This is a genomic window from Gemmatimonadota bacterium (genome assembly GCA_016714015.1).
In the GTDB taxonomy this organism is placed as follows: domain Bacteria; phylum Gemmatimonadota; class Gemmatimonadetes; order Gemmatimonadales; family Gemmatimonadaceae; genus Pseudogemmatithrix.
The window spans coordinates 629,656-643,198 of record JADJNZ010000001.1; the positions used below are offsets into that span (position 1 = coordinate 629,656).

Annotated in this window: 8 protein-coding genes; 1 reads left to right on the forward strand and 7 read right to left on the reverse strand. The window is 71.0% G+C overall.

Annotated features, from left to right (window positions below):
- Positions 1-21: 21 nt before the first annotated feature.
- Together IPJ78_02700 and IPJ78_02705 are read right to left on the reverse strand one after the other, a co-directional pair.
- Positions 22-1,386, reverse strand: coding sequence for an amidohydrolase family protein (locus IPJ78_02700; GenBank protein ID MBK7905448.1), 1,365 nt, complete (start codon positions 1,384-1,386; stop codon positions 22-24).
- A complete protein-coding gene (locus IPJ78_02705) occupies positions 1,383-3,464 on the reverse strand; it encodes a PBP1A family penicillin-binding protein (protein ID MBK7905449.1) in 2,082 nt (693 codons plus the stop codon). Before IPJ78_02705 ends, IPJ78_02700 begins: the two co-directional genes overlap by 4 nt.
- Positions 3,465-3,563: 99 nt before the next feature.
- Between IPJ78_02705 and IPJ78_02710 the strand changes: the two genes are divergently transcribed.
- Positions 3,564-4,868, forward strand: a complete 1,305-nt coding sequence (locus tag IPJ78_02710; protein ID MBK7905450.1) for a tyrosine--tRNA ligase — start codon at positions 3,564-3,566, stop codon at positions 4,866-4,868.
- 13 nt (positions 4,869-4,881) lie between these two features.
- On the opposite strand, the gene IPJ78_02715 is transcribed toward IPJ78_02710, so the two are convergent.
- The 5 genes from IPJ78_02715 to IPJ78_02735 all read right to left on the reverse strand — a co-directional run bounded on the left by IPJ78_02715 (position 4,882) and on the right by IPJ78_02735 (position 13,342).
- The gene (locus IPJ78_02715; GenBank protein ID MBK7905451.1) at positions 4,882-5,283 is read right to left on the reverse strand and encodes a VOC family protein; all 402 of its coding nucleotides are present in this window, start codon (positions 5,281-5,283) and stop codon (positions 4,882-4,884) included.
- A 150-nt stretch (positions 5,284-5,433) separates the two neighbouring features.
- A complete protein-coding gene (gene feoB / locus IPJ78_02720) occupies positions 5,434-7,614 on the reverse strand; it encodes a ferrous iron transport protein B (protein MBK7905452.1) in 2,181 nt (726 codons plus the stop codon).
- A complete protein-coding gene (locus IPJ78_02725; GenBank protein MBK7905453.1) occupies positions 7,574-7,843 on the reverse strand; it encodes a ferrous iron transport protein A in 270 nt (89 codons plus the stop codon). Before IPJ78_02725 ends, feoB begins: the two co-directional genes overlap by 41 nt.
- A gap of 210 nt (positions 7,844-8,053) precedes the next feature.
- Positions 8,054-9,571, reverse strand: a complete 1,518-nt coding sequence (locus IPJ78_02730; protein MBK7905454.1) for a hypothetical protein — start codon at positions 9,569-9,571, stop codon at positions 8,054-8,056.
- A 60-nt stretch (positions 9,572-9,631) separates the two neighbouring features.
- On the reverse strand, positions 9,632-13,342 hold the full coding sequence (locus IPJ78_02735; GenBank protein ID MBK7905455.1) for a TonB-dependent receptor: 3,711 nt from the start codon (positions 13,340-13,342) through the stop codon (positions 9,632-9,634).
- Between the last annotated feature and the right edge of the window lie 201 nt (positions 13,343-13,543).

The window sequence follows — 13,543 nt, forward strand, 5'->3', positions numbered from 1 at the left end:
AGGGGGAAAGGACCCCGAAAGCTAACCGACGATGCGCGCGCGGCGCCACTCGGCCATCCGTGCTGCCGATGCGCGCACGCGATCGACCACCGCGGGGTCGAAGCCGTGCACCACGCCATCGCGCGCGCGCTCCACGCCGGCGACCACCACGCGATGCGCATGCACGCCGGCCGACGCGAAGACCAGTGCCGCGCACGGATCCTCCGCGGGCGCGCCGAGCGCGTCGATGCGGAAGGCGACGAGGTCGGCCTGCTTCCCTGCCTCGAGCGCGCCGATCTCACGGTCCAGCCGCAGAGCTTCCGCGCCGCCGAGCGTCGCGAGCCGGAACGCGTCGCGCGCCGGGAGCAGGTCGGCGCGTCCGGTGCGCGCGCGCTGCGCGAGCGCCGCGAGCCGGGCCTCGCCGAGCAGATCCATCGCGTCGTTCGACGCCATGGAATCGGAGCCGAGTCCCACCCGCGCTCCCGCGGCGACGAACTCCGCGAGCGGCGCCGTGCCGTGCCCGAGCTTGGCGTTCGAGGCCGGGCAGTGCGCGACCCCGCATCCGGCGTCGGCGATCCGGTGCACGTCCGTATGGCTCGCGCGGACGCAGTGGATGAGCAGCGTCCGCTCGCGCAGCAGCCCGGCCGCGTCGAGCAGCGCGACCGGACCGCTCGCGCGCGGCGCGACGGCGATCCCCCGCCCGCGCAGGAAGGGTGCGAACGCCCCTTCCCCGCGCACGACGAGCGCCTGCTCGTCCTCGCTCTCGGCCACGTGCACCGCCACCGGGAGCGCCTTGCGCGCGGCGAAGGCGGCGACGGCGCGGAAGAGGTCGTCCGAGACCGAGTAGGGCGCGTGCGGCGAGACCCCCACCTGCACGAGCGGCGTCGCGTCGGCGCGCATCGCGCGCACCGCCTCCTCGAGGTAGCGCATCGCATCGCCGCACTGCCGCGGGTCGGGGCCGAAGACCTCGCGGAAGGCGATGCCGCGCACGCCGAGCGCGCGCATCGCGTCGAAGGCCGCCCGGTTGTCCGCCGTGTCGCCGAAGGTCGTGATGCCGCGCGACAGTCCTTCGGCGACGCCGAGGAGCGCGGCGTCGGCGAACTCGGGTGCGGTGAGCAGGTCGCGCTTGGCGCTGGAGAGCGTACGGACCCAGTCGTAGAAGCCGAGGTCCTCGAGTCCGCCGCGCATCATGGTGAGGTCGAGATGCGTGTGCGCGTTCACGAGGCCGGGCGTGAGGATGCAGTCGCCCAGCTCCTCGTCGCGCGCGCCGGGTGCCGCCGCGGGCGCATCGGCGCGCCGCCCGACCCAGGTGATGCGGTCGCCCTCGGTGATGACCGTCCCGTCGGCGATCGGCGGCGTCGCGACCGGGAGGACCCAGCGCGCATGCCAGCGGACCGGCGTGGTCACGGGATCTTGGTGCACTCGGACTGCGGCTCGGTCCCGGGGAGGAAGTACTCCATCCGCACCGAGTCGGACATGCAGGCGGGGCCGGCGCGGAGGCCGGTCACCGGATCGATCAGCATCGAGATGATCCCGAACGGCCGCGGCCAGTCCGGCGGCGACGGCTTCCGCTCGTAGACCTCGCGCATGAACGCGGTCCACGCCGGCGCGGCGAGCTGGCCACCCTGCGCGTTGTCCTTGATGCGCTTGGGCTGGTCGAAGCCCATCCAGACGCCGGCGACGAGGTCGGTGGTGTAGCCGATGAACCAGACGTCGGTGTACTCGTTGGTCGTGCCGGTCTTGCCGGCGGCGGGGAGCGTGAAGCCGCCGCTGCGCACGCGCGTGCCGGAGCCGCGCGTGAGGACGTCCTTCATCATGTCCACCATGATCCACGCCTCCTCGCGCCCGAGGACCTGGATGCGCTCCGGCTCGGCCTCGAAGAGGCGGCGGCCGTCGAGCGTCTCCACGCGGAGGATCGGCTGCGCCGGCACGCGCCAGCCGAGGTTGGCGAAGGTGGCGTAGCTCGCGACCATCTCCAGCGGATAGACCTCGGCCGAACCGAGCGCGATGGAGGGGAAGGGCGGGACGCGCGTGGTGAGGCCGAAGTTCTTCGCCATCTCCACCACGCCGCTCTCGCCGAGCTCCATGGTGAGGCGGATGGCGGGGAGGTTGCGCGACTGGTAGAGCGCGCGGCGCATGGTCACGCGGCCCTCGAACTTGTTGTCGTAGTTCTGCGGCGTCCACAGGGAGCCGTCGAGCTGCGGGACCTCGATGGGCTCGTCGTCGAGGAAATAGGACGGCGGACGGCCGGTCTGGATGGCGGTGGCGTAGACGATGGGCTTGAAGGTCGAGCCCGGCTGCCGGAGCGCGCGCGTCACGCGGTCGAACTTGCTGTCGTCGAAGTCGCGGCCGCCGACGAGGGCGCGCACGGCGCCGTTGCGCGGGTCGATCGCGACGAAGGCGCCCTGCAGGTACGGCGAGTTGGCGGCGGACTCGTCGTTCGTCCCCGCCGCCGCCTTGGCCATGTAGGCCTCGTAGGTGTCGTGCGGATACGGGCCGAAGGTGCCGGCCTCCACCGCGCGCAGCTGCCGCTCCATCGCGCGCTCGGCGGCGCCCTGCATGTCGAGGTCGAGCGAGGTCATCACGCGGAGCCCCTGCTCGTACGCCTGCTTGCCGAAGCGCTTCACGAGCTCGGCGCGCACCCACTCGACGAAGTAGGGCGCGATCTCGCCCGCGCCGCGCGCCGGGCGGTAGAGGCGGAGCGGGTACGCCTTGGCGACCGAGGCGTCGGCGTCGGAGAGCGCGCCCTCGCGACGCATGAGCTCGAGCACCGTGTTGCGGCGCTGGATGGCGCGGTCGGGGAAACGGCGCGGGTTGTAGCGCGACGGCGCCTTGGGGAGCGCGGCGAGCATCGCGCCCTCGGCGACGGTGAGCTCGTTGATGGGGCGGCCGAAGTAGCGCTGCGCCGCCGACTCCACGCCGTAGGCGCCGGAGCCGAAGGGGATCTGGTTCAGGTAGAGCTCGAGGATGCGTTCCTTGCTGAACTTCGTCTCGAGCTCGCGGGCGACCTTCGCCTCGCGGAACTTGCGGAGCACGTTCTGCAGCGCGTTGCGCGCCTTGCTGCGCGAGGGGAGCTGCTCGGGGAAGATGTTCCGCGCGAGCTGCATGGTGATGGTCGAGAAGCCCTCGGACATGCCGCCGGCCTTCACGTTGGCCCAGACCGACCCGAGGACGCGGATGTAGTCGATGCCCGCGTGGCGGTAGTAGCGCTTGTCCTCGGTCATGACGAAGGCGTCGATGACGTGCTGCGGCACCTGCTCGAGGCGCACGACCGAACGGCGCTCGAGCCCGACCTCGGCGATGAAGCGGCCGTCGGCGGCGTAGAGGCGGGCCGGCTGCGCGGGCCGGTACTCGTCGAACTGCGCGATCGACGGGCAGGCATCGCCGGCGCAGAGGAACCAGGACCAGTAGGCCGCGAAGCCGGCGAGGCCGACGATGCCGAGGCCGACGGCGGAGAGGGCGAGGATGAGGAGTTTGCGCTTCATCGCGATGGGCGGAAGCTAGGCCCGTGAGGGGGGTGGGGCAACGCGCGAGGCGCACGCGTCGGGACTGACTTCACCGCGCCTCCCCCCTACCTTTCCGGCATGGCGAACGTTCCCTCCTCCCCCTCCCTGCCGCTGCTCGAGGAACTCGAGTGGCGCGGCCTCCTGTTCCAGCAGACGGAGGGGGCGGCGGCCGCCCTCGCCAAGGGGCCGGTGAAGGGCTATTGCGGGTTCGACCCGACGGCCGAGTCGCTGCATGTGGGGAACCTCGTGTCGATCATGGGGCTCGTGCGCCTCGCGCGCGCCGGCCACACCGCCGTCGCGCTGGTGGGCGGCGGCACGGCGATGATCGGCGACCCGAGCGGCAAGTCGGAGGAGCGTCCCATCCGCGCCGCCGAGGAGATCGCGGCCAACGCGCGGCTCATCGAGACGCAGATCCGCCGCGTGATCTCGAACGCCCTCGGCGGCTCCGACGCCGGCGACCGCGTGGTGTTCCGGAACAACGCCGACTGGCTCGGCGCGCTCGGGCTGATCCCGTTCCTGCGCGACACCGGGAAGCACTTCACCGTGAACTGGATGATGCAGAAGGACTCGGTGAAGTCGCGGATGGACGCGGGGATCTCGTTCACCGAGTTCAGCTACATGCTGCTGCAGGCGCATGACTTCCTGCACCTGCACCAGCACGACGGCGTGACGCTGCAGCTGGGCGGGAGCGACCAGTTCGGCAACATCACCGCGGGGACGGAGCTCGTCCGCCGCGCGGCGCGCGGCGAGGCGCATGGCGTGACCTTCCCGCTGCTGACCGACGCGAACGGGAAGAAGTTCGGGAAGACCGAGTCGGGCGCGGTGTGGCTCGATGCGGAGCGGACGAGCCCGTACCAGTTCTACCAGTTCTGGATCAACGCCGGCGACGCGGACGTGGGGCGGTTGCTGCGCACGTTCACGCTGCTCGACCGCGCGACGATCGAGGGGATCGAGGCGGCGCATGCGGCGTCGCCGCACCTGCGCGAGGGACAGAAGCGGCTCGCGTGGGAGGTGACGGCGATGATCCACGGCGAGGCCGCGGCCGCACTGGCGAAGCGCGTGTCGGACACGGTGTTCGACAAGAAGACCGACGCGCACGCGCTCGACGACACCGTGTTCACGACGCTCGCCGCGGAGATGCCGTCGGTGCGCGTGCAGGCCGTGGACGGCCAGGTGGACATCGTCGCGGTGCTGGAGCAGGCGTTCGGGCTGTCGAAGACGGCGGCGCGGAAGCTGATCCAGCAGGGGGCGGTGACGATGAACGGGGGGAAGCTGGCGAGCGATGTGCAGCTGGTGCCGGCGCAGGAGTCGGTGCGCGGGCGGTGGTTGCTGGTGCGGAAGGGGGGGCGGGATATCGCGATCGGGGAGATCGGCGCCGCCTGACGCGCGTTCCTGCTCAGCCGTTCGCCGGCCCGAGCAGGTCCCACTTGTTCCCTTCGCAGTCCTCGAACACCACCACGCTGCCGTAGTCCTCGCGGCGCGGCGTGCCGTGGAACCGAACCCCCGCGGCGACCATGCGCGCGTGCACCGCGTCGAAGTCCTCGACGCGGAGGAAGAACCCCACCCGCCCCGCGAACTGCGCACCGATCGCCCCTTCCTGCGTCGCGCCATCGGCGCGCGCGAGGAGAATACCCGTGCCGCCCTCGGGCGGACGCACGACGACCCACCGCTTCGGACGGCCATCGTTCGTGAGCGACGGACGATCCTCGGCGAGCACGAAGCCGAGCACGTCGACGAAGAAGCGGATCGCGGGATCGTAGTCGCGCACCACGAGCGCGACGAGGTCGAGGTGCGGCATCAGCGGCCGGGCGCGCGGATCAGTGCGCGCAGTTGTCGCAGCTCGGGCCCTGCGCCTTCCGCGCCCGCGCCTGGAGCACCGCGCGCCGCACCAGCCAGGCCGCGGCCGCGGCGACGATCGCGAGCGCGAGGAAGGTGTCGGTGGTCATGCTCAAGCATACCCCAGTGCGCGCCCGACGGTCACCACCAGCCAGGCCGCGCCGTACGCGAGCGCGAGCATGTAGCCGAACTGCACGCCCGCCCACTTCCACCCGAGCCTGCCGCCCCCCGCCTCGCGCACCGTCACCGCGATGGTGCTCATGCACATCAGCGCGTAAACGTAGAAGACCATGAGGCCCACCGCGATGAGCGGCGTGTACGCCGGGGAGCCGTCGGCGCGGACCTCGCTGCGGAGCTTGTCCTGCAGCAGCGCGTCATCGGTGCCGCCCACGCCGTAGATCGTCCCCATCGTCGAGACGAACACCTCGCGCGCCGCGAAGCTCGCGACGATGCTCACGCCGATCTTCCAGTCGTAGCCGAGCGGCCGCACCACCGGCTCGATCGCGTGGCCGAAGCCGCCGAGCATCGAGTGCGCGAGTTGCTGCTCCTGCTGCTGCTCCACCGGGAGCGTGGGATCGACGTCGGCCTTGGGATAGGTCGCGAGCGCCCAGAGGATGATGCTCAGGCTGAGGATCACCGTCCCCGCGCGGCGCAGGAAGAGCTGGCAGCGCTGCCAGACGGAGACGCCGAGCGAGCGGAGCGCCGGCATGCGGTAGGGCGGCAGCTCGAGGATCATCGGCCGCACCGGGCCGCGGAGGAGCGTCCCGCGGAACAGCGCCGCCACGCCGAGCGCGGTCACCGTGCCGAGAAGGTACATCGCGAGCATCGTCGCGCCCTGCAGGTCGAGCCCGGGGAAGAGCGGCAGCGCGGGGACGAAGGTCGCGATGAGCAGCGTGTACACCGGCAACCGCGCCGAGCAGCTCATGAGCGGCACGACCATGATCGTCGCCAGCCGGTCCTTCGGGTCCTCGATGGTGCGCGTCGCCATGATGCCGGGCACCGCGCAGGCGTAGCCGGAGAGCATGGGGATGAAGCTCTTCCCGTGCAGCCCCACGCGCCGCATCACGCGGTCCATCAGGAAGGCGGCGCGCGCCATGTAGCCGCTCTGCTCCAGCACGCCGATGAACGCGAAGAGGAAGGCGATCTGCGGCAGGAAGACGAGCACCGAGCCGACGCCGGCGAAGATGCCGTCCACCACGAGCGACCGCACGTCGCCCTCGGGGATCAGGCCGCCCACCGCCGCGCCGACGGCGTGGATGGTGGCCTCGATCGCATCCTGCAGCGGCGTCGCCCAGCTGAAGACGGCCTGGAAGACGAGCGCCATCACCGCGAGGAAGAGGATCGGTCCGCCCAGGCGGTGCAATGCGACCGCGTCGAGCTTGTCGCTCCAGGTCCCGAGCGACCGCGCCTTCCGCGTCACGGTGCGCGAGACCACGCCGCCGATCCACCCGTACCGCGACTCGGCCTCCACCCGTTCCGGGATCAGGCCCACGTCGCGCAGCGCGCCGCGCGCGTCGTCGAGGAGGCGCGGGAGGTCGGGCACGTGCGCGAGGTGCGCCTCGCGCGTGCTCACGCCGAGGAGGCGGAGCGATTCCATCGCCGCGGCCGACGGGGCGAGGCCGCTCTGCACGAGCTGCGTCTCGAGCGGGCCGAGCGCGGCATCGACGTCGGGTGCGAGGGTGAAGCGGCGCGCGGGCGGCGGCAGCGTCGCCGCGATGAGGATCGCCTGCTTGAGCGGGTCGATCCCCTCGCCGCGCGACGCGATGGTCGGCACGATCGGGACGCCCATCTCGTGGATCAGCGCGGGCACATCGACCGTGATCCCCTTGTCCGCGGCCGCGTCCACCTGGTTGAGCGCGATGACGACCGGCAACCCGAGCTCGCAGACCTGGCTCGCGAGGAAGAGGTTCCGCTCGAGGTGCGACGCATCGACGACGACGAGCACGACCTGCGGCCGCCAGTGCGCCTGGTCGCGGCCGAGCAGCACCTCGAGCGCGATCGCCTCGTCGGGCGAGCCGGCGGAGAGCGAGTAGCTGCCGGGGAGGTCGAGCACCGCGATGCGGCGCCCGTCGGCCATGCGGTACGCCCCTTCGACGCGCTCGACGGTGACGCCGGCGAAGTTGCCGACGCGCTGCCGGAGTCCGGTCAGCGCGTTGAAGAGGGTCGTCTTCCCGGTGTTCGGATTGCCGATGATGGCAACGCGCAGCGGCTCGGTGGCGGTGAGCCGCTCCGGCCCGACGGTGGTGCTCACGTCAGCTCGCGGCGCGTCCCTGCGGACGGACGGTGATGCCACCGGCGAGGTCGGCGCCGAGCGCGAGGCGCGTGCCGCTCACGTCGACGAGGAGGCAGTGGCGCTTGCCGACCACCGAGACCTGCGCGCCCTCGTACACGCCGAGCGCCCGGAGGCGGCACGCATCACGCTCGCCGCACTCGATCGCGACCACCGTCGCCGCCGCACCCGTCTCGGAATCGACGAGGGGGCAGGTGCAGACGGGGAGTTCGCGGGAGTTGGGCGCGGTCATCTCAGTGGAGCTCGCAGTGCGTAACGAGTGTGTTCTCAGCGTGCGACAGCGTGATGAGAATGGTTCTCAATGGCTGTAGATGTAGTGTAATCCGCCATTTGGGGGCCGCACAAGGGAAAGGCGACAGAATATTCCGGGATTACAGGAGAGAACGGGGCGGAGGTCCGGTCGGACCCCCGCCCCGCGCTCTTTCATCCTTCCCCCTTCAACCTATTTCCATCTCGTGATCTCGATCCGCGCCTTCCCCTCGGTGTCGCGGAACCCGAGATAGACGATGCCGCCCTTCCCGAAGCCCGCGATCTGCCGCCCCTGCGGGATCTGCACGCGGTCCACGATCTCGTTCTGCCGATTGATCACGTAATAGATGGGCCCCTCGGCGCCGGCCGGCGCGCTCGTGCGCACCCAGAGCAGGCCATCGAGGTCACCCAGCGCCGACTGCTGTCCGAACGGCGGACGATAGTCGGGGAGCTCGTTCGCCGGGACGAGATTCACCGCGGGGATCTGGAAGCCGCCGGGGCCACCGGGGCCGCCCGGGCCACCGCCCTGACCGCCACCCTGCCCACCGCGCTGGCCGCCGCCCTGGCCACCACCACCCGCGCCCTGCGCCGGGGCGGCCGCGGCCCCGCGCTGCGGCGGGGCACCGCCGCCACCGCCGCCGAGCATCACCATCGCGCGCTCGCCGCCGCCACCCTGGATGAACGCCGCCGGACCGCCGGCCGCGTTCATCATCCGCTGCGCTTCCTCGCGCTGCTTCTCGATCGCCGTGCGCGCGCTGTCGATGATGAACTGCTTGTCGTCATCGGAGAGGCGCTGCCACTCGAAGGGGAGCTTGGGGCCCGAGGTCACGGAGCCGTCCGGCGCGCGCCAGTCCACATGGAAGTCGTGGCCGCGGATCACGGCGATGGTGCCGTCGCTGAGCAGCGCCCAGTCGTCCACCATCGGCATCGGATTGGTGGTCGTCTGCACGTTCATCCGGCCGTCGGCGCCCTGCGTCATCTTGATGTCGATCTTGGGGATCTTGATCGAGCCGAGCGTGTCGAGCGCGCGCGAGGCGAGATCGATGCGGAAGATCGGCGCGGAGTCCGGCAGCTCGGGCGCCTGGAAGGTCATGCCGCCGGGACCTTGGAAACCGCCGCCACCACCGCCGCCGCCGCCACCGCCGCCGCGACCGCCACGGCCACCCTGCTGCTGCTGCCGCGGGCGTCCCTGGCCGCGGTAGACGAGTCGTCCCTGCGGATCGAATCCCGGACGGCCGTTCGGGCCGCCGGCGAGGAGGCCGATCTCGTTCGCGCGCGGAACGGCGCGCACGGTGGTGAGCTCGCCGCTGCTGTTGATGACCATCATCGAGAGCGAGGCGGGATCGATGAAGAGCGCCGAGTCGCCGCTGTAGCCGATGAGGCCACCGCCGCGCTGGCCGTAGGCGTTGCCGGTGGCCGCGGTCGAGTCGGCGACGACGGTCACGTTCTTGAGCGTCGAATCGAACATCACCACGCGACGCTGCAGGATGTCATTCACCAGCACGCGGCCGCCCGGGAGGGGGACCGCGGTGGAGATGGCGCTCATCGGCTCCTCGGAGCGCGCGAGCACGGGACCGATGGAGCGGACGGGCGGCAGCTTCGGTGCCTGCTGCGCGGCGAGCGGCGATGCGAACAGCGTCGCGAACGGCGCCGAGAGGGCGAGCGTCGCGGCGAAGGTGACCCGCGTGGCGCGGGAGCTGGATCGGATCATGGTGTGCCTCTGAGTGAACGACATGGGTGATGCACCTGCGTCTGCGAACTCGCTCGCGAACTAGCGCCGGACCTCGAAGCGGTTGCCGCCGATCGCGCCGACGTCGAACCCACCCGGTACCCCGAAGCCCGTACCGGCGGTCCCGTTGCGGACCGAGCGGAGATAGCGCTTGTCGAGGTAGCTGGCGATGAAGGCCGGGAGGCGGCGCTTCTGTTCCTTGGTGAGCAGCGCGTTGAGGCGCGGCTCGAGCTTGAGGAGGAGGTCCACCGAGGCCTGGCGGGCCTTGGTGTACTTGATGAACGCCGCCTCGCGGTCGTAGCCGTCGGGGAGGCCCGCGAACTCCTTCGCGAGCGGCGCCCAGATGGAGTCGAGCCGGATGAGGTACCAGCGGTTCATCGTGGCGAGGCTGTCGGCCTGCGGGCTCGTGAGCTGGAGCGTGTCGGCCGAGCGGAGCATCGTGGCCATCGGGTTGGGCAATCCGGCGCTGCCGTACTGCGCCTTGAGCTGCGCCTCGGGGGCCTTGGTGCCCTCGTGCGAGCGGCCGCGATCGAGCGTCTGCAGGAGCAGCTGGCGCTCGCGCGTGGGGCCGAGGTCGAAGCGGAACTGGAGCGTGACGGCGACTGGCGCGCGGATCGCCGAGAGCTGCGGGTCGGTGTTGCCGAAGCGCTGGTTGACGTCGTAGCGGAAGCGCTGCGTGCCGGCGTCGTAGCCGCGCACGTAGAGCAGCGTCGCATCGGGCGTGCGGGCCTGGCCCCAGCCCTTGATGCCGTCGGAGCCGTGGAGGAGCAGGTCGGCGGCGCCGAGCGGGTTGGAGACGCTGAGCGAGAGGGTCATGCGCTGCGGGAGGTGGAACTTCTGCGGATTGAGCGACATCGACATCACCGCGGTCTGCAGCCAGGGGCCCTGGCAGCTGTTGCGGTCGGCGATGCGCCCGATCTGGTTCCGCAGGCATTCCTGTGCGGCGCCATCGGTGCTGGCGAGGAGCGCGGTCATCGCGCTGGCGACGGCGGGATCGGCCGCGGTGGCCGGGTCGAAGATGAAGGCGCGGTCGTTCGAGTAGCCGTCACCGTTCACGTCGCCGGCGACGACCGGCGTGTACGGGTTGCCGGAGCGGAACGAGCCGGACCAGTTCACGCGCACGGCGTCGAAGAAGTTGTAGCCGAGGTTGTAGCTGATCTGGTGGCGCGTGTCGAAGTTGGCGCGCGCCCACTCGACGAGGAGCGGGTTGCCGGCGGTGTTCTGGAAGCCGCGCACCTCCTGCTTGTTGCTCGAGTACACATAGGCCGCGCTCCAGCTGAAGCCGGTGCTGAAGCGGGTCGGCGAGATGCGGAGCGACACCTGGCGGCTCATCCCCGCCAGGTCGGAGACGGACTGCGAGACGCGATTGAAGGTCGTCGAGATGCGATTGTCGCCGGGCGCGATGGCGCCGGTGGCCGGGAAGATGCTCGTCGGCTGGACGAAGACGGGACGATTCCCCTCGCTCGCGAGGGCGAAGCGCTGCGTCGGATTGAAGTTCAGGTCGATCGCGCTCTGCTGCTGCTCGTTCCACGAGTAGGTGAGCTCGAGCGTCGCGTTGAACGTGTTGTTCAGCACGGGCCCGTTCCACTGCAGGTTGGAGCGCACCGAGCGCTGCGGGTCGTAGCCGGGGCTGAAGAGCGTGACGTTCGGGAGCCCGTTCGCGAAGACCGAGCCACCGCCGACGCAGGTGGTGGGGATCTGCGAGAGGTCGTTCCCGTAGAGCGTCCAGTCGGGCGCCGGCGCCGAGGCGCCGGTGCAGATGAGGTTCTGGATGCCGGTGGTGAGGCCGGTGTTGTCGAGCGCGGTGCCGGTGAGGTTGGTCGCCGGCGTGTTCTGGAAGAGGCCGATGCCGCCGCGCACGACGGCGCGCGGGCCGCGCACCGCGCCCTCGAAGCCCGGGATCTGCGGCGCCTGGCCGTAGGTCCACGAGAAGCCGAGGCGCGGGCTGACGAAGGCGCGGTTGGGCACCACGTCGTTGCGCACGCCGAAGATCGAGTCGACCACCGGATTGAACGTCGGGACGTCGTTGTACCGATTGGCGTCCACGCGCACGCCGTACTGCAGCTGGAGGTCGGGGTTCACGCGCCACGAGTCGCCGAGCGACGCGCCCATCACCCACTGGCTCGCCGTGCGCGTGCGCGGCAGCAGCGAGCGGCTGAACGACGAGGGGATCCCGTTCTCGAGGTCGGAGAGGGAGTTGAAGCGGAAGGTGCCGAACTGGTTCGCGTTCTGGTCGGTGGAGTACCCGTCGCGCCGCAGCTCGGTGGTGAGCTTGAGGCGGTGGCGGTTGTTGAGGCTGAACCAGCTGAGCGTGTTGTTGAAGCCGAGGTTGGACGTCGTGTTGGTGGCGAAGAGGTTCGAGTTGCCGCCGAACGCGATGCTGCTCACGCCGTTGGAGCCGTCGGCGAAGGTCGAGTTGATGAGGACCGAGCCGTTGGGCAGCATGACGTACGGGTCCGAGGCGTTGCGCGACGCGTTCACGCCGATGTTCGTCTCGGAGAGGAAGATCCCGTAGAAGTTGGTGTGCCGGAGCTGCACGCCGCCGCTGCCGTTGGTGCGCTCGCCGGACCAGGCGGGCATGGCGTTGGAGAGGCCGTTCACCGGCGCCTGCTTGGAGATGTTGCCGTTGAACGAGATGTTGAGCGCCTGGCCGGTGAGCGACCCCGGCGGCGCCCAGTCGAGCGCGCCGAAGACGCTCAGCTGGTCGTTGTCGCGGTTGGACGGGATGCCACCGACGGTCGCCGGGATGCCGTTCGCCGCGAGGATGCCGAGGAGGCGCGTCACCGAGTCCTGCGCGATGCCGGAGGTCTGCAGGCCGAGCGGGCTCGTGTTGAGCAGCGTCTGCAGGTCGTTGGCGCGGCGGCCGACCTGGTACGAGAAGTTGTAGAACGCCTTGTCGAACTGGATGGGCCCGGAGAAGCTGCCGCCGAGCGAGGCGTTGGAGTACTCCTGGTTGAGCGCGCGCCCCGCCGCGTCGGTCCACTGCAGCGTGGGATTGTCGAAGTTGAAGCTCGAGGACCGGACGACGAAGTTCGAGCCCGAGCGGCTGCGCACGTTGAACTGTCCGCCGCTGAAGCCGCCGCGCGAGACGTCGTAGGGCGTGGTGACGAGCGAGCTCGAGACCGCCGCGTCGCGCGGCAGGTTGGTCGCGCTCGAGTTGAGGCCGTTGAGCGTCGTCTGGTTCTGGTCGGCGGTGAGGCCGAGCACCGAGAAGCCGGACGGGTCGCCGTCGGCACCGGGGAGGAACTGCACGCCGGGGAGCGAGGCGGCCATCGCCGCGAGGTCGCCCTGCTGGTCGGCCGCGAGCGCGCTCGCGTTGACGTTGCGCTCGGTGCCGGAGATGTCCTGCGGATTCTGGTTCCGGTTGACGCGGTTGCGCTCGCCGGCGATCTGCACCGTGTCGAGGTTCTGCGCCGCGAGCGACATCTTGGCGTCGGCGACGAGGATCTCCTGGTCGGCGGTGCGCTTCACCTGGAAGCGGCGCGCGGCGTAGCCGATCGCCTGCACCATGAGGAAGTAGTCGCCGTCGCCGCCGGGGAAGGCGATGGTGTAGCGGCCGTCGCGGGCCGTGCGCGCGCGGCGCGACACGTTGCCGCTCACCGACGTCGCGGTGACGATCGCGCCGGAGATGGGATTGTCATCGGGCCCGGTGACGCGACCGCGGATGATGTCGGCCGCCTGGGCCTGCGCTCCCGCTGGCACGAGACAAAGGAACAGCACGCCCGCGAGGGCGATCAGACGACGGAGATGCACGGTGGGCTCGGCAGCGGGTGGGAAGGGCCAGCGTGATATCTGACCCGGGTTCTCATGAGACGGTTGCAGCGGGGCTGTCGTTAGTACGCATGGGGACCGCAAACGGTTTGGAATGGACGCGTCGAGGGCCCGGCGCGGGTGGCGCACCGGGCCCTCGCACCGCCCACCGACCGAGGGATGACCCTCGGCCGGGGCGCGACG